This window comes from Pseudoflavonifractor sp. An44 (genome assembly GCF_002161675.1).
GTDB classification, from domain to species: domain Bacteria; phylum Bacillota; class Clostridia; order Oscillospirales; family Oscillospiraceae; genus Enterenecus; species Enterenecus faecium.
Genome location: NZ_NFIH01000018.1, coordinates 1 through 18046 on the forward strand (window position 1 = coordinate 1; position 18046 = coordinate 18046).

At 61.4% G+C, this 18046-nt stretch carries 10 protein-coding genes and 1 riboswitch; of the genes, 8 read left to right on the forward strand and 2 right to left on the reverse strand.

Features of this window, described 5'->3' with window-relative positions; genetic code table 11:
- Positions 1 to 130 precede the first annotated feature (130 nt).
- Together B5F98_RS09080 and B5F98_RS09085 are read left to right on the forward strand one after the other, a co-directional pair.
- A complete protein-coding gene (locus B5F98_RS09080) occupies positions 131 to 1291 on the forward strand; it encodes a DUF2971 domain-containing protein (RefSeq protein ID WP_087371629.1) in 1161 nt (386 codons plus the stop codon).
- A gap of 84 nt (positions 1292 to 1375) precedes the next feature.
- Positions 1376 to 1467, forward strand: a riboswitch (ZMP/ZTP riboswitch).
- Between the two features lie 50 nt (positions 1468 to 1517).
- A complete protein-coding gene (locus tag B5F98_RS09085) occupies positions 1518 to 3182 on the forward strand; it encodes a formate--tetrahydrofolate ligase (protein WP_206418106.1) in 1665 nt (554 codons plus the stop codon).
- 55 nt (positions 3183 to 3237) lie between these two features.
- Here B5F98_RS09085 and B5F98_RS09090 read toward each other — a convergent pair whose 3' ends face one another.
- Positions 3238 to 4314: a metalloregulator ArsR/SmtB family transcription factor gene (locus B5F98_RS09090; protein WP_087371636.1), complete on the reverse strand. Its 1077-nt coding sequence runs from the start codon at positions 4312 to 4314 to the stop codon at positions 3238 to 3240.
- Between the two features lie 253 nt (positions 4315 to 4567).
- Between B5F98_RS09090 and B5F98_RS09095 the strand changes: the two genes are divergently transcribed.
- Positions 4568 to 10279: a S8 family serine peptidase gene (locus B5F98_RS09095; RefSeq protein WP_158099823.1), complete on the forward strand. Its 5712-nt coding sequence runs from the start codon at positions 4568 to 4570 to the stop codon at positions 10277 to 10279.
- Between the two features lie 330 nt (positions 10280 to 10609).
- Here the strand turns inward: B5F98_RS09095 and B5F98_RS09100 are convergent, their stop codons facing one another.
- Positions 10610 to 10783 carry a 4Fe-4S binding protein gene (locus B5F98_RS09100; protein WP_087231544.1) on the reverse strand — a complete coding sequence of 58 codons (174 nt, stop codon included), beginning with the start codon at positions 10781 to 10783 and terminating at the stop codon, positions 10610 to 10612.
- A gap of 167 nt (positions 10784 to 10950) precedes the next feature.
- On the opposite strand from B5F98_RS09100, the gene B5F98_RS09105 reads away from it, so the two are divergent.
- The 5 genes from B5F98_RS09105 (at position 10951) to argB (ending at position 18043) form a co-directional block, all read left to right on the forward strand.
- On the forward strand, positions 10951 to 13029 hold the full coding sequence (locus tag B5F98_RS09105; protein ID WP_242961642.1) for an ATP-dependent Clp protease ATP-binding subunit: 2079 nt from the start codon (positions 10951 to 10953) through the stop codon (positions 13027 to 13029).
- A 211-nt stretch (positions 13030 to 13240) separates the two neighbouring features.
- Entirely contained in the window at positions 13241 to 14455 is a 1215-nt protein-coding gene (locus B5F98_RS09110; protein WP_087371646.1) for an argininosuccinate synthase, read from the forward strand.
- 72 nt (positions 14456 to 14527) lie between these two features.
- Positions 14528 to 15916, forward strand: a complete 1389-nt coding sequence (gene argH, locus B5F98_RS09115) for an argininosuccinate lyase (protein ID WP_087371649.1) — start codon at positions 14528 to 14530, stop codon at positions 15914 to 15916.
- Between the two features lie 13 nt (positions 15917 to 15929).
- A complete protein-coding gene (gene argJ / locus B5F98_RS09120) occupies positions 15930 to 17165 on the forward strand; it encodes a bifunctional glutamate N-acetyltransferase/amino-acid acetyltransferase ArgJ (RefSeq protein WP_087371652.1) in 1236 nt (411 codons plus the stop codon).
- 20 nt (positions 17166 to 17185) lie between these two features.
- Positions 17186 to 18043 (forward strand): acetylglutamate kinase, encoded by an 858-nt coding sequence (gene argB / locus B5F98_RS09125; protein WP_087231560.1) that lies wholly within the window; start codon positions 17186 to 17188, stop codon positions 18041 to 18043.
- Positions 18044 to 18046 lie beyond the last annotated feature (3 nt).

The window sequence follows — 18046 nt, forward strand, 5'->3', positions numbered from 1 at the left end:
TGTGCCTGCTTCCTCAAGCCTATTCTAACAAATTACGACTGGCTGCGTTAGAGGTACCGGGTTTCATATTCCTTTGGTGCCTTGGAGCGCAGCGGAAAGGAATGGTCATAAATATGAAAAATATGAATTAGTGGAACAGGTGCTCAACAGTGAGCGGGTATTTCCCCAGGAGCTGTGCGTGGAGGCCCTGGCAAGGCTGGCGGAGTATGTGGGAGATACAGGGGCAAGCTGCGTTCCCTTCTGTGCGCTGCGCCCCATGAAATGGGAAGCGGCTTCCCAGCAGGTGGAGGCTTTAGTGAATAGCACAAAGTTTCGAGAAATGTACAAAAAGCCAGAGTTAGGGAAAAAATTAGAGGTAGACAAAGAGCGGCAAGGGAAGCTGCTGGCCCATGTCTACCGCCTCCACCACACCATGGAGCAGATCAAAACGACCCTGCGCTTGAAACGAGAGGAGCTGAAGGAAAAACCATGCTGGCACTACACCCGGATGAGCACCATGCAAAAGCTACTCCTGGCCCAGGGGGAACAGCAGCCCAGGTTCCGCCTGTCCAATGTGGCATACATGAATGACTCGGCAGAAGGGGAGCCGTTTGGAACATTGCTGAAGCAGTGCGGGAGCGCCCCAGAGATGTTGCAGGCGTATGGGTTGCTGCCAGGCGGCGAAGTGCCCAACGCCTCCAGCCTGCGCAATGTCTACCTCACCAGCCTTTGTACCTCCGGGGACTACATCTACATGTGGGCCATCTACGCTGACAAGGGTACCGGGTGCAGCTTAAAGTTTGACGAGAACTTTTTTGATGTGAAGGATTCCTACCCCCAGGGCTATATTCCCTTTCACGAGGAGAAAAACAGCTACCCCCTCTACCGAATCGTATATTTACCGGATCAGGACAAGAAAATGGAGTTGGAGGAATCTCTAAAAGAATTAGTGGATGAATTAGTGGGTATTTTAGGGGAAATATATCAGGTGCTTCCAGAGGAGCAACAACAGTCTAAGGGGAAAATGCTGCGGGCCTATATCACTGCCATGCTGGACCAGGTGCGCTATCTCTTTAAGTATGATGAATATTCCAGTGAGAAAGAAGTTCGGTGCCTGGTGGTGACAAGAAAGCGCGAACTGGCGGCGGGAGAGGGTGACACCCCCTACTTATACACGGAGATCGACAAGGAGGTTCAATTGGACGAGGTGCGCTTTGGCCCCAAGGTATTCAAAAGCCCGGAAAAGGAGGCGTGGATGTACGCCACCGACCGGGTGAAAAAGGTGTCCTACTCCAACCGCCACTACCGATGACACAACGCCCCTGCATCCGTTTTGGACGCAGGGGCGTTGTGGGAGATTCCACCCTTGACGCTTTGGGGGGAAAATGGTAAGATAGACACGCTGTATGACTGACGGAAGTGGAGTGACCACGTGGAGTACAGCCGACGCCCATGTGCGCCGTATTGCCGACCGTCTGGGCGCACTCGAAATCAGTGCGCCCTTTTTTGTTTTTGAGGCGCAGGAAGGAGCATGGAAGATGAAAACAGACATTCAAATTGCCCAGGAGGCCCAGATGTTGCCCATCGGACAGGTGGCGTCCATGGCCGGGATGGACGAGAACCTGCTGGAGTATTACGGCAAGGTGAAGGCCAAGATCGACATCACCCCGTTGCGCAATGTGCCCCGGAAGGGCAAGCTGATTCTGGTTACCGCCATCAACCCCACCCCCGCCGGAGAGGGAAAGACTACCACCTCGGTAGGGTTAGCCGATGCCCTGCGCCGCATGGATAAAAACGTGATGCTCTGCCTGCGGGAGCCCTCTTTGGGCCCCGTGTTCGGCGTGAAGGGCGGCGCTGCCGGCGGCGGCTACGCCCAGGTGGTGCCCATGGAGGACATCAACCTCCACTTCACCGGCGACTTCCACGCCATCGGTGCCGCCAACAACCTGCTGGCCGCCATGCTGGACAACCACATTCAGCAGGGCAATGCCCTGGGCATTGACGTGAAGAAGATCACCTGGCGCCGCTGCGTGGACATGAACGACCGCCAGCTGCGCAACATTGTGGACGGCCTGGGTGGCCGGATGCAGGGCGTGCCCCGGGAGGACGGCTTCGATATCACTGTGGCCAGCGAGATTATGGCTGTGCTGTGCCTGGCCACCGGCCTGTCCGACCTGAAGGAGCGGCTGGGCCGCATGATCGTGGGCTACACCTACGACGACAAGCCCGTCACCGCCGCCGACCTGAAGGCCCAGGGTGCCATGGCTGCCCTCTTGAAGGACGCCATCAAGCCCAACCTGGTGCAGACCCTGGAGCACACCCCCGCTCTGGTCCACGGCGGCCCCTTCGCCAACATTGCCCACGGCTGCAACTCCGTCTCCGCCACCGACACCGCTTTGAAGCTGGCCGACTACGTGGTCACCGAGGCGGGCTTCGGCGCGGACCTGGGCGCTGAGAAGTTCCTGGACATCAAGTGCCGGGCTGCCGGGCTTACCCCCGACGCTGTGGTCATCGTGGCCACGGTCAAGGCCCTGAAGTACAACGGCGGCGTGCCCAAGACCGAGCTGGGGGCGGAAAACCTGGAGGCCCTGGAGCGTGGCCTGCCCAACCTGCTCAAGCACGTGGAGAACATCACCCGTGTGTTCGGCCTGCCCGCCGTGGTGGCCATCAACCGCTTCGCCAATGACACCGAGGCCGAGCTGAACCTCATCCGCACCCGCTGCCAGGAGCTGGGGGTCAATGTGGCCCTGTCCGAGGTGTGGGGCCAGGGCGGCGAGGGCGGCCTGGAACTGGCCCAGGAAGTGCTGCGCCTGTGCGACCAGCCCCAGGACTTCCACTACGCCTACGACCTGGACCTGCCCTTGAAGGACAAGATTCAGGCCATTGTGGAGAAGGTGTACGGCGGCGCTGGCGTACACTACACCGCCGCCGCTGCCAAGGAGCTGGCCCGTCTGGAGGCCATGGGCTTTGACAAGCTGCCTGTGTGCATGGCCAAGACCCAGTACTCCCTGTCCGATGATGCCACCCAGCTGGGACGGCCCGAGGGCTTCACCATCACCGTGTCCAAGGTGAAGGTGTCCGCCGGCGCTGGCTTCGTGGTGGTGCAGACCGGCGACATTATGACCATGCCTGGCCTGCCCCGTGTGCCTGCCGCCGAGAAGATCGACGTGGACGAAAACGGCGTCATCTCCGGCCTGTTCTGAGATATAAAATTCGTTTGGCGGCCATCCCCCCACGGGGATGGCCGCCATTTTTGCGTCATTTTTTGCCGAACAGCGCCGCCTGCCGCTCCAAAAACAGCTGGACCTGTTCTTCGTCCAGGGTGTAAAAGGTGCGGTTTCCGTGGATGGTGCACTGCACCAGGCCGCAGTCGGAGAGCTTGTTCATATGGTGGTGGATGGTGTTGCGGCTGAGAGAGAAGCGGGTGGACAGCTCCTGCACATAGGCGGTGCGCCCCCGCAGATAGCACAGAATGTCAAACCGGGTGGAGTCCCCCAACAGACGGTAGGTCTCGCACACCTGGTCCTGGGCGGAGGTACGGCCGCTGACCAGCTCCATGAGCTCCCGCCGCAGCACGCCGCCGTAGATGCGCACCTGGCCGGGGGCCTCGTCAAAGGTCAGGTTGGTGTCCGCCCCGAAGAGGAAGGGGTGAAGGGTGTAGGTGGTTTCCGGGGCGGGGCGCAGGTGGGACAGCTGGGTGAAAAACTCCAGCTGAGACAGGGGGGCGCACTGTTGGAGATAGGGGGCGGCCAGCTCTTCCAGCTGCGCCTGGTGTTCCTCCAGGTGGGCCACAATGGGGCGCAGGCACGCCAAGGCCCGCGCTCCCACCGCCCGGTGTTTGCGGGAGAGCTCCAGCAGGGCCACCTTGGTGGAGTCCGGGGCGTTGAGCCCCAGTACCAGGTCGGTGAAGACCTGGGCGTCCATCCGGCGCTGGTTAGGCAGGTCGTCCTCAAAGATGCTGGCAATGCCCCAGACCACCTCCTCCCGGTCCAGTCCGTCCACCAGCTGGGAGAAGGCCTCCCAATCCCCCTGAAATCGGTCCAGCAGGGGATAGAGGAGGAAGAAGGCGGGAGAGCTGGAGCCGATGGTGTTGTAGGGGAAGCCCTCCAGGTTGCCAAACAGCGCCTGGATTTCCTTTTCCTCAGCAGTGGCCACCCGGTCCAGCTGGTGGGTGAGGGCCTTGAGTCGCTCCAGAGCCTGGCACAGAGCGGGGCTGGGCAGCACCTTGCGCTGCTGAATGCGCTGCTCCATCTGGTCCCAGGTTTTGTTGCTGGCACGCCGTCCCAGATAGGCCAGTGCTTCCAGAATGAGGTTTGGTTTGTGTTGAATTATCATAGAAATTCCTTTCTGCCCCGGAGTTTCAGCTGATACGGTAAGATTGGCTGGGGCTTGCAGTTGACAATTTTTTGGAGAGTTGACAATTTCTCTTGACAAAGAGAATGGGTGGAGGTATCATTTGACCATGACATACGCCTATCGTACAAAATGAACGATGTCTATATGATAGCATGGCAGAGCCCTTTGGGCAATGGGGGTATGTGAGATTCAGATAGAAGGGAGAAGAACAATGGAAAAAGTCAGAAAAAGCATGGCAATGTTACTTGCCGTCATGATGCTGGCTGGCGCACTTCCTGGCGAGGCTTGGGCTGAGGGCACTCAGACCAATGAGCGCACGGTCCAGGCCCAGGAAGTGGAGTCCGAGTCCCGGGTGCAGTACCAGGACGCCCAGGACGACAGCCAGCCCCGATATGCAGAGGATGAGGTGGTAACCGTCATCGTGGAGATGGAAGCTCCTGCTGTGATGGATTACTACCAGGTCAGCAGCTACGCTGCCTCTGTGGGCGACGAGACCAGCGCTGGTGAGGCGGTGTCTGAGTACCTGGCCTCCGCCGATGCCCAGCAGACCACCCAGCAGCTGCTGGACGATCAGCAGGGCATCATCGACCAGGTGACCGCTCTGGCCGCTCAGCAGCCTGCGGTGACCGATGCCACCGAGGAAAACAGCGGTGAGCCGGTTGGTACCATTGTAGGCCAGTGGGCCACTCTGGTCAATGCCATGGCTATCCGGGTGCCCTACAGCGCTCTGGATGAAATTCGCAACCTGGACGGGGTCAAGCGGGCCTATGTGGAGCTGGTGTATGACCGGCCCGAAGAGACCAGCGGCACCGTGGACGGGGACAAGGCCTGGTACTCCTACAGCTATGATAAGGTAGGGGTGGAAGGTGTCTGGAGCCAGGGCTACACCGGTCAGGGTATGCTGGTGGCCGTGCTGGACACCGGCCTGGACCTGAAGTGGGGCGTGACCCAGAACGAGGATGGCACCCAGGGCCGCGGCGTGGTGCGGGTCCACGAGGCCTTCACCGACAACTCCTTTAAAAACGACCCCAGCGATGCCGAGAGCGGCTGGAATCTGCGCTACACCTCTGAGAGCCTGGCTGCCTTCCTGGAGGACAACCAGCTCAACTCCACCACGGGTGCCGATGGCGGCGTGATCGTGTGGGACTACAACGGTCTTTATAAGAACCTCAAGGTGCCCTACGCCTGTGACTACGCAGACGGCGACATCAACGTCCTGCCCACCTCCAGCGACCACGGCACCCACGTCTCCGGTACGGTGGCGGGCTATGCCGAGACCAGCGAGGGCGAGGTCATTTTCTCCGGCGTGGCCCCCGATGCCCAGATCATGATGATGAAGGTGTTCCCCGATCAGGACGGCGGCGCCCAGCAGTCTGTGACCCTCAACGCTCTGGAGGATGCTCTGGCCTTGGGCGCCGACGTCATCAACCTGAGTTTGGGTTCTGACAACGGCTTTGCCGACGACGACACCATGCAGAACGAGCTGTACGCCCGCATTGAGGAGGCCGGCATTGTGCTCATGACCTCCGCTGGCAACAGCAGCTACTCCTCTGCCAGCAACAACTATGGGGACAACCCCCTGACCTCCAACGTGGACACCGCTATGATGTCCTCTCCTGCCATTTACGACTCCAACCTGAGCATTGCCTCTCTGGAGAACTCCATCCAGGTACAGTCCTACCTGACCTGGACCAACGAGGACGGGGAAGTGCGGGAGATCTCCTACACCGACCCCTGGACCGTGGCCATGAAGGCCACCTTCGCCGACGGCAAGGAGTACCCCGTCTACCTGGTAGAGGGCACCGGTACCTGGAGCGACTACAACGCCGTGGGCTGGTACAATGAGTACTCCAATCAAAATGGCAAGACCGGCTTTGCCCTGGTCAAGCGCGGCGACCTGTCCTTTGCCGATAAGGTCACCAACGCCCAGTCCTTCTCCACTGTGGTCCACGGAGAGAAACGGGGCATTCTGGGCGTGCTGATCTATGACAGCGATCCCAATGCCACGGAACTGATCAACATCAGCGTGGAGAACACCAGCCTCACCAGCGCCTTTATCAACGGCCAGGACGGCGCTGCCATGGAGGCTGCCCTCAAGGCAGGTCAGTCCGTGAACATCGTGGTTCCCGAGGACGACAAGGCCGTGGAGAGCCCCACCGATGGTCAGATGTCCACCTTCTCCTCCTGGGGCGCCGGTCCCAGCCTGGAGCTGAAGCCTGAGATCACCGCCCCCGGCGGCAACATCTGGTCCACCATCATTGACCAGCTGAACACCGCCGACCAGGGCTACACCGGCAGCTACGGCATGATGAGCGGTACCTCCATGGCCGCCCCCCACATGACCGGTATTGCCACTCTGGTGCGCCAGTACGTGCAGTCCAGCGCAGCCTTTGCCGGCAAGGAGCCCGGTGAGGTGGGCGACATCGTCAACCAGCTGCTGGTGAGCACCGCCGTGCCTCAGACCGATACCAATGGCGTGTACTACTCTCCCCGTCAGCAGGGCGCCGGTCTGGTCAACGCCACCGCCGCCGTGGAGACCCCTGCCTACGTCACCGTGGACGGTCAGAACGTGGGCAAGCTGGAGCTGTTGGACGACCCCGACCGCACCGGCAGCTACGACATCACCTTTGATGTACACAACATTTCCGACAAGGCCGTGACCTACAATGTGGCCATCACCCTCATGCGCCCTGCCACCGAGACGGTGGACAGCGCCTGGGGTGAGCGGGACACCATGATGCACCAGGACGTGGTCATCAAGACTGTGGAGCTGGGCCAGGTCACCGTGGAGGCGGGCCAGACCGTCACCTTCTCCAAGACTGTGACCCTCACCGACAGTGAGAAGGCCCAGCTGGACCAGCTGTTTGAAAACGGCGTGTATGTGGAGGGCTTTGTCTCCCTCACCGACACCGCCGGCACCGCTCCTACCCTGGGCCTGCCCATGCTGGCCTTCTACGGCGACTGGACTGCCGCCCCCATCTTTGACCAGGGCGACTGGACCGACGAGGCCGAGGACGGCGAGAACGTGATGAACAACGAGTCCACCTGGGGCGTGTCCCTGATGGGCTGCACCATGATCAACTGGAGCTCCGGGGGGATCGTCGGCTACCTGGACCTGGGCCAGAATCCCTTTGACTCCGACGCTGTCATGAACCAGACCCTCTATCACGAGGAGAACATCACCATCTCGCCCAACGGAGACGAGTACTTCGACCGCATCGACGACTACATTCTCTATCAGCTCCGTGATGCCAAGATGATTGTGGTGCGGGTCACCGATGCCGAGACCGGTGAGGTGTACTTTGCCGACTGGAACTCTTACATCACTCGTACCCTGTACAACGCCTCTTACGCCACCGCCATTCCCCAGAGTGCCATGTACTACGGCCTCATTCCCACCTGGGACGGCACCGACCAGGAGGGCAACGTCCTGCCCAGCGGCACCCAGTGCAAGTATGAGATCATCGCCTATGGCGAGGGTGACTACGGCGACAAGGTGTACAACGAGGAAGTGGGCTATGACATCACCAACTTTGACGCCGTGGCCGCTGGGGAGCTCACTCCCACCTTCAACGGCCATGAGATGGACATGACCGGCGACGTGATCTCCTTCTCCGTCACCGTGGACACCGTGGCCCCCGAGCTGGAGAACAACACCGTCTCCATCTACGAGAAGAATGGCCGCACCTACATGACTGGCACCGTCTATGACGAGGACGGCTCTCTGGCCAATATCGAGGTCTCCCCCTATGTGGTCCGTACCTATAAGGACGGCTACGGCGATCCCAACTACTCCGAGGTGGGCGTGGATGCCACCAACGCCTTCCTGGTGGAGAACTTCTATGACCCCGCCGTGAAGACCCACACCTTCACCGTGGACGTCACCGAGTACGCCCACACCGTTGAGAGCTATCCCGGCGAGAACAGCTGCTATGACTTCGAGTGGACCGGCAACGTGCTGGTGTCCTGCGGCGACTACGGCGCCAATGACCGCAGCTATGCCATCACCGTGGATTCCACCCAGGGCCTGGTGCTGTCTCAGACCTCCGCTCTGCTCCATCCCGGCAGCACCTTCGACCTGAGTGTCATCGACAACACCGACCAGGAGGGCGCTATGACCCGTACCTCCAGCAACCCCGAGGTGGTCACCGTTGACGATTACGGCCATGTCACTGCGGTGGCTCCCGGCCAGGCCGTGATCACCGTGGCCAAGGGCGACGCCAGCGCTACCTGCGTGGTGGCGGTGGAGGAAGTGCCCACCGTGGTGGAAGACTTCGACCTATCCATCCAGAGCTTTGACGGCCTGAAGCCCGACGGCCAGGTGGTGGTGAAGGTGGAAAACCTCCAGCCCGCCAATGTGGATCTCTCCGAGATTCGCTGGACGGTGTGGGAGGATGAGGACTACGCCGAGGACTATGCTGAGGGTCTCATTGATGTGGACCAGTACACCAGCGATGGACTCTCCGGCGTGCTCTACCTCACCGTGTCCACCTCTCAGGAGGGCCTGGAGCTGCCCGAGGGCAACGGCCGCCTGGATGTGACCCTCAACGGTGTCACCCGTTCCATGGACATCAACTGGGACGACATCTACACCACTTCCGATCAGGACGACCTGGTCTCTGACATGGCCATGGGCGACCAGGTGGTATACGTGGATCAGGGCCAGACCGCCGAGCTGGTGGCCAAGTATCGCCAGAACAAGCTCCACGAGACCAGTGAAGTGCTCACCGAGCTCACCGGTCTGCAGCTGGACGGACCCGACTTCTACTATGTGGGCGGCACCTATGATGGCACCCTGGTCAACGAAGAGGGATATGAGCTGCCCGAGGAAATCCACCTGTACACCCGGTACAACTACGCCGACGGCTCCACCTACGATGTGGAAATCGTCAACTACAGCTGGTACCATGCCTATGACTATGACCCCGAGACCGGCGTGCTCCACGTCAATTACGCCCCCAACGGTGCCAACAACAACCTGGTAATCAAGGCAGAGGGTGTGGAATCCCAGGGCGCTGAGGCTGGCACCATGTCCGGCCAGACCTGGACCCGTCCCGATTCCCTGTATGGTCCCTTTGACTGGACCGTCACTTCCGGCAACGGCGAGCTGACTCAGGGTACGGTAGAGGACAACTGGGGCCAGGAGATCAATGCGGCTCTGTACACCCCCTCCGAGCCCGGCGTGAGCTACATCACCGCCACCACCAAGGACGGCCAGTACTCCGTCAATTTCGCCGTGGTATGCCAGGGCGTGATGGCTGATACCTTGGATTTGGACACCCACAGAATGGACCTGGAGGCTGGCCAGAGCCAGACCCTCACCGCCACTCTGAGCCCCGAGCCCACTCTGGCCGAGGATGCCCAGGTGCGCTACATCAGCTTCAACCCCGATGTGGCCTCTGTGGATGAAAACGGTGTGGTCACCGCCCACAAGGAGGGCTATGCCTACCTGAAGGTGGAGAGCGTGGCCGACAACCAGGTCACCAGCTACTGCGTGGTCAAGGTCACCGGTAACATGTATCAGGTGAAGTTCGTGGACGACACCGGCAACATCTACAAGCTGGTGGAAGTGGCCGAGGGCAGCTGCGTGTCCAAGCCCCAGGACCCCGTGCGGGAGGGTTACACCTTCGACGGCTGGTTTATGGACGAGGACGGCACCCAGGCCTACGACTTCAACACCCCTGTGGATGCTGACCTGACCCTGTACGCCCACTGGACCAAGGAGGACACCGAGCCCACCCCCAATCCCGGTGGTGACGGCGGCTCCCAGGGCGGCGGCAGCGGTACCGGCGACGGTTCCCAGACCGGGGGCAACACCAAGCCTGACGGCTCCGTCCCCGGCACCGGCGACGAGAGCAACCTGATTGTGCCCATGGCCACTCTGGTGTGCGCCATGGCAGGCGTGGCCGTGCTGAGCGTGGTACGCCGCAAGGAAGAGGACTAAAACCGAACTTCCAAAACGCATAAAGGCGGGGCCGGATTTTTCCGGCCCCGCCTTGTTTATGGTTGAAACAGCAGATTTTCTTTTGAATGATAAAAGCCCTCGGCAGAGTTTCCCCGCCCTGAGGGGCGGGGAAATAAAATGAAATCTGTTTTTTCCGGGGACATGCGCCTCGGGAAAAACACTTCTCAGCCCGCCAGTGTGGAATTGGGTCGCCCTTTGACCCAATTATGCATGCAGCGGGCTGCATCCCCTCGAAAAAATGCTGGCATTTTTTCGAAAAAGTAGGCCGCACAGCCAAAGCTGTGCGGCCTACTTTTTTGCAGACTGAAATTAGTCGGCGGGAGCGATGGCGCCCACGGGGCAGGTGCCGGCGCAAGCGCCGCAGTCGATGCAAGTACCAGCGTCGATCTGCATGTGATCGTCACCCATGGAAATAGCGCCCACGGGGCAAGCGGACTCGCAGGAGCCGCAGGACACGCAGGTGTCATTGATTGCATGTGCCATGTAAAATACACCTCCATCATTAGAGTTAGAACCATTCTCATTGTAGCATAACTGGCGAAAAATGCAACAAGGAATTTTGGGAAATGGACGAGGGAGAAAAATCTGGCCACAGGGGTATAAACTGGGGAAAAGCAACCCATGATTGGAGGGAAGACAGGAGGGATTCCATGGAAGACAGGAAGGAATGGAAGGAACGTTCCCCAGTGGGGAAGAAGGGCGGCCTGCCCCGGGATTCTGCGGGGTGGGGCGGAGAGATGCAAGCCACCCGGGCGGAACGGGCCAGAGTGCGGGAGGGTGGGGAGACCAAGCTCACCGACCGCTACTCCCGGGACCTCACCCGTATGGCGGCCATGGGTGCCCTGGACCCTCTCATTGGACGGGACGAGGAGGTGGGCCGGGTGGTGCAGATCCTCTCCCGGCGCACCAAAAATAACCCTGCCCTGGTGGGAGAGCCGGGGGTGGGCAAAACCGCTGTGGCTGAGGGACTGGCCATGCGCATGGCTTCCGGACAGGTGCCCCCGGTGCTGCGGGGCAAGCGACTTTTGTCCCTGGACCTGGTGTCCATGGTGGCGGGCACCAAGTACCGGGGTGAATTTGAAGACCGGGTGAACCAAATCCTGGCGGAGGTGCACCGGGCGGGCAACGTCATCCTCTTTTTGGACGAGCTGCACAACATTGTGGGTGCTGGCTCGGCGGAAGGGGCCATTGACGCCGCCAACATCTTAAAGCCCGCCCTGGGCCGGGGTGAAATCCAGGTGGTGGGTGCCACCACCCTGGAGGAGTACCGGAAGTATATTGAGAAGGACTCCGCCCTGGAGCGGCGGTTCCAGCCTGTGCGGGTGGGGGAGCCCACCCCGGAGCAGACCCTGGAGATCTTGAAGGGCATCCGCCCCCGGTATGAGGCCCACCACGGCATTGTCATCACCGACCGGGCCCTTCAGGCGGCGGTGGAGCTGTCCCGGCGCTACCTCCCCGACCGCTTCCTGCCGGACAAGGCGATTGACCTCATGGACGAGGGGGCGGCCAAGCTGCGGATGCAGGGGGAAGTGCCCCACTCCCTGCGGGGCCTCATGGGCCGCATTGAACAGGCCGCCCGGGAGCGGCGGGCAGCCGCAGCGGAGCAGAATTACGAGCGGGCCGCCATGCTCCGGGACGCCGAGTGGGACTTCCGGGGGGAGCTGGAGCGGAAGCTGGCCCGGAAGCAACTGGCCCCCCACCAGCAGCTGGAGCCGGAGCACATCGCCTCGGTGGTGGCCCAGTGGACGGGGATCCCGGTGGAGACGGTGACCAAGGGGGAGGCCCGGCGGTTGCTGGAGCTGGAGGACGAGCTGCGGGCCCGGGTGGTGGGCCAGGACCAGGCGGTGGCGGCGGTGTCCGCCGCCATCCGCCGCAGCCGGGTAGGACTCAAGGAGCCCAACCGCCCGGTGGGGGTGTTCCTCTTCCTGGGCCCCACCGGAGTGGGGAAGACCGAGCTGTGTCGGGCTCTAGCCGCCGCCCTCTTCGGCAGCGAGGAGGCCATCGTCCGTTTCGATATGTCCGAGTATATGGAGAAGCACTCGGTGTCCCGGCTGGTGGGTGCGCCCCCCGGCTATGTGGGCCACGAGGAGGGGGGACAGCTCACCGAGCGGGTGCGCCGCCGCCCCTGGTCGGTGGTGCTCTTTGACGAGCTGGAAAAGGCCCACTCCGATCTGCACAACATCCTGTTACAGGTCATGGAGGACGGGGTGCTCACCGACGGACTGGGGCGAAAGACGGACTTCCGCAACACCGTGGTGGTGATGACCTCCAACGTGGGGGCCCGCCACATGGTCAGCCACACGCCCCCCATGGGCTTTGCCGGGGGAGACCTGGACGCCTACCGCACCCGGGCCGTGATGGAGGAACTCAGACGCCAGTTCCCGCCGGAATTTCTCAACCGCCTGGACGAGGTGGTGCTCTTCCACCGCCTGGACCAGCCCCACTTGGAGCGCATCGCCGGGCGGCTGCTGGGTGGCCTGGAGGGCCGTTTGGCCGCCCTGGGGGTGGGCCTCAAGGCGGACGAGAAGGCGGTGTCCCTGCTGGCCAGCCCCATGGAAGAGCGGGAGCGGGACCAGGGGGCCCGCCCCATCCGCCGCTCGGTGCGCCGCCGGGTGGAGGAGCCCGCCGCCCAGATGCTCCTCTCCCGGGACCTGGAGCGGGGAGACGTGCTGTGCCTGGGGGTGGAAAAGGAGCAGCTGGTGCTCCACCGGGAGAAAAAGCAAATCTGAATGCGCAGCGGGCCGTCTCTCCAGTGAGGTGGCCCGCTGTCTTTGTATGAATATGCATATATACGTGAATAAACCCCGGATATTGTGGAATATTACCCATAGAATTTTGGGAACAATTGAATAGTTATGCAAATTTGGGGTTGCAATTTTCCAGGAGAAGGGGTATACTCTACTTCACTAAGACAGAGAAACGCATTGGAGGAATGCAACCATGGCAGAAGTGAAAAAAGTAGTGCTGGCCTATTCCGGCGGCTTGGATACATCCATCATCATCCCCTGGCTGAAGGAGAACTACGGCAACCCTGAGATCATCGCCGTGTCCGGCGACGTGGGCCAGGGCACCGAGCTGGACGGCCTGGAGGAGAAGGCCATCAAGACCGGCGCCTCCAAGCTGTACGTGGAGGACCTCACCGACGAGATGGTGGACGACGTGATCATCCCCTCCATGATGATGGGGGCCAAGTATGAGGACTATCTGCTGGGCACCGCCTTCGCCCGGCCCATCATCGCCAAGCGTCTGGTGGAGATCGCCAAGGCCGAGGGCGCCGACGCCATCTGCCACGGCTGCACTGGCAAGGGCAACGACCAGGTGCGGTTCGAGCTGGCCATCAAGCGCTTTGCCCCTGAGATGACCATCATCGCCCCCTGGCGGGAGTGGGACATCAAGGGCAGAGAAGAGGAGATCGCCTACGCCGAGGCCCACAACGTGCCGTTGAAGATCAGCCGGGAGACCAACTACTCCAAGGATAAGAACCTGTGGCACCTGTCCCACGAGGGCCTGGACCTGGAGGACCCCGCCAACGAGCCCCAGTACGACAAGCCCGGCTTCCTGGAGATGGGCGTGTCCCCCGCCATGGCCCCCGACCAGGCGACTTATGTGACCATCGACTTTGAGAAGGGCTGGCCCGTGGCGGTGGACGGCCAGAAGATGAAGGCCAGCGACATCATCCGCAAGCTCAACGAGCTGGGCGGGGCCAACGGCATCGGCCTGCTGGACATCGTGGAGAACCGTCTGGTGGGCATGAAGGACCGGGGCGTGTACGAGACGCCCGGCGGCACCATCCTCTACCGGGCCCACGAGGTGCTGGAGATGATCACCATCGACAAGGACACCAAGCACATGAAGCAGAAGCTGGCCATCGACTTTGCCGACCTGGTGTACAACGGCAAGTGGTTCACCCCCCTGCGGGAGGCGCTCCAGGCCTTCGCCGTCAAGACCCAGGAGTACGTCACCGGCACCGTGAAGCTGAAGCTGTACAAGGGCAACATCATCACCTCTTCCGTCACCTCTCCCTGTTCTCTCTACTCCGAGAACCTGGTGACCTTTGAGGAGAGCGACTACAACCAGGACGACGCCACCGGATTCATCAATCTGTGGGGTCTGCCTGACACCGTGCAGGCGCTGCGGGAGCAGGGCAAGCTGTAAATCAGAGTTACACGCAGGGGCGGTTATCCTCCGCCCCTGCTGTGGTTTATTTTTCCGAAAGGCTGTGTTATTATGAAACTATGGGCAGGACGCTTCCAGAAGGAAACGGATACACAGGTCAATGACTTCAACTCCTCCATCACCTTTGACGCCCGCCTCTATGAACAGGATATCCGTGGCTCCATTGCCCACGCCACCATGCTGGGCCGTCAGGGCATCATTGAAGAGCACGAGGCGGAGAAGATTGTGGAGGGTCTGAAGGCCATTTTGGAGGACATCGAGGACGAGAAGGTGGAGTTCTCTCTGGACAACGAGGACATCCACATGAACATCGAGGCCCTCCTCACCCAGCGCATCGGCCAGACGGGCAAGCGTCTGCACACCGGACGCAGCCGCAACGACCAGGTGGCCACCGACTTCCGCCTCTATGTGAAGGAGCAGATTCCCACCATCATCGACATGATTGTGGATTTGCAGAAGGTACTCATCAAAAAGGCCAAGGCCAACGTACATACCGTCATGCCCGGCTACACCCACTTGCAGCGGGCCCAGCCCACCACCTTCGGCCACTACATGATGGCCTACGCCAACATGCTGCGCCGGGATGTGACCCGGCTGGAGGACTGCCTGGAGCGCATGGACGAGTGCCCCCTGGGCGCTGGCGCCCTGGCCACCTCCACCTATCCCGTGGACCGCTTCCAGACCGCCGCCGCCCTGGGCTTCACTAAGCCCTGTGACAACTCCATGGACGCTGTGTCCGACCGGGACTACGCCATCGAGCTGCTGTCTGCCCTGTCCATCCTCATGATGCACCTGTCCCGGTTCTCCGAGGAGATCATTCTGTGGTGCTCCTGGGAGTTCAAGTTCGTGGACCTGGACGACGCCTATTCCACCGGCTCCTCCATCATGCCCCAGAAGAAGAACCCCGATGTGGCCGAGCTGGTCCGGGGCAAGACGGGCCGGGTGTACGGCTCCCTTATCACTCTGCTGACCGTGATGAAGGGTCTGCCCCTGGCCTACAACAAGGACATGCAGGAGGACAAAGAGCCGGTGTTTGACGCCATCGACACCGTGGAGCTGTGCGTGCCTGTGTTCGCTGCCATGCTGGACACCCTGACCGTGCGGCCCAAGAACATGTCCAAGGCGGCCTCCGGCGGCTTCATCAACGCCACCGACTGCGCCGACTACCTGGTGAAGAAGGGCATGCCCTTCCGGGAGGCCTATATGATCGTGGGCCGCCTGGTGAATATGTGCATCAAGTCCGGGGAGAGCCTGGACACCCTGCCGTTGAAGGACTTCCGCTCCATCAGCGCCCTGTTTGACGAGGACGTGTACGAGGCCCTCCAGCTCAAGACCTGTGTCAACGGCCGCACCGTGTACGGCGGCCCCTCGGAGGAGTCTGTCAACCAGCAAATTCAGCTCATGGAGGAGTTTGTCGCCCTCCACAGTCCAAAGCAATAAGGAGAGATTGCATATGAAAACCATTTCCGGCGGTGTCACCGCCCCCAAAGGCTTCCGGGCCGCTGGGGTGTACTGCGGGGTCAAGGCCAGCCATGCAGGGGTGCCCGGCACCCAAGGCAAGCCCGACCTGGCCATGATTGTGTCCGACTGCGAGTGTACCGCCGCCGCCACCTATACCCTCAACCGGGTGAAAGCCGCCCCTCTCTATGTGACCATGGGCCACCTGGAGGACGGGGTGTGCCGGGGCATTGTGGCCAACAGCGGCAACGCCAACGCCTGTGCCCCCCTCAGCCACGAAAACGCCGAGAAGATGTGTGAGCTGGCCGCCGCCGCCACCGGGCTCAAGCCCCAGGACTTCGCCGTGGCCTCCACCGGCGTCATCGGCCAGACCCTGAACATCGCCGCCATCGAAAAGGGAATGCCCATGGTGGCCGGGGAGCTGTCCTACGAGGGCTCCGACGCCGCCGCCCACGCCATCATGACCACCGACACGGTGAAAAAGGAGATCGCCGTCACCGTCACCATCGGCGGAAAGCCGGTGACAGTGGGCGCCATCGCCAAGGGTTCCGGCATGATTCACCCCAACATGGGAACCATGCTGTGCTTCATCACCACCGACTGCGCCATTACCTCCGAGATGCTCTCTGATGCCCTCCACGACATTGTGCCCCGCACCTTCAACCGGGTCACCGTGGACGGAGACACCTCCACCAACGACATGTGTGTGGTGCTGGCCAACGGCATGGCGGAGAACACCCAGATCGAGTGGAAGGACGACGACTACACCCTCTTCTACAAGGCCCTGTATCAGGTGTGCGAGACTATGGCTCGGTCCATCGCCGGAGACGGCGAGGGGGCCAGCCGCCTCATCACCTGCACCGTCACCGGGGCACGCAGCGAGGAGACCGCCGAGCGTTTGGCCAAGGCCGTGGTGGGCTCCTCCCTGGTGAAGGCCGCCATGTTTGGCGCGGACGCCAACTGGGGCCGGGTGCTGTGCGCCATGGGCTACTCCAAGGCCCCCTTCCGTCCCGAGTATGTGGACGTGTCCTTCTCCTCCGACCAGGGCGAGATTCTGGTGTGCCAGCATGGCACCGGGGTGGACTTTGACGAGGACCTGGCCAAGAAGATTCTGAGCCAGGACGAGGTGGTTATCGCCGTCAACCTCCACGAGGGAGACGACCAGGCCACCTGCTGGGGCTGCGACTTGACCTATGAGTATGTAAAAATCAACGGAGATTACCGCTCCTGATAAAAACGAAGGTGCTGAACATGGCTTATACACTGGCAGACCGGGCCCAAGTGCTGGCTGAGGCTCTGCCCTACATTCAGAAATACAACGGCAAGACCATTGTGGTGAAGTACGGCGGCAACGCCATGATCTCTCAGGAACTGCGCTGCGCCGTCATTTCCGACATCATCCTCCTGTCCCTGGTGGGCCTCCACGTGGTGGTGGTCCACGGGGGCGGCCCCGAGATCAACCAGATGCTCAAGCGCCTGGGCAAAGAGGGGAAGTTCGTGGACGGCCTGCGCTACACCGACGAGGAGACCATGGACGTGGTGCAGCAGGTGCTGTGCGGCAAGGTGAACAAGGACCTGGTGGCCACCCTCAACCGTATGGGTGGCCGGGCCCTGGGGCTGTGCGGCATGGACGCCCAGCTGTTCCAGGCGGTGCAGCTGGACGAGAAATACGGCCTGGTGGGTGAGATCACCGGGGTGGACCCCAAGGTGGTGCAGGACGCCCTGGCCCAGGGATATATCCCTGTGGTGTCCACCGTGGCCCAGGGTACCGACGGCAACACCGCCTACAACATCAACGCCGACACCGCCGCTGCCAAGTTGGCGGTGGCTCTGGGGGCGGAGAAGTTGGTGCTGCTCACCGACGTGCGGGGCCTGCTGCGAGACCCCAAGGATGAGTCCACCCTCATCCATTCCGTGGGGGTGTCTGAGATTCCCGGCCTCATCAAGGACGGCATCATCAGCGGCGGCATGATTCCCAAGATCGACTGTGCCGTGGAGGCGGTGCGCTCGGGGGTCAACTCCACCGTCATCCTGGACGGACGCATTCCCCACTCTATTTTGATCGAATTGCTCTCCGACGACGGAGCGGGCACCATGCTGGTGCGATAAAGG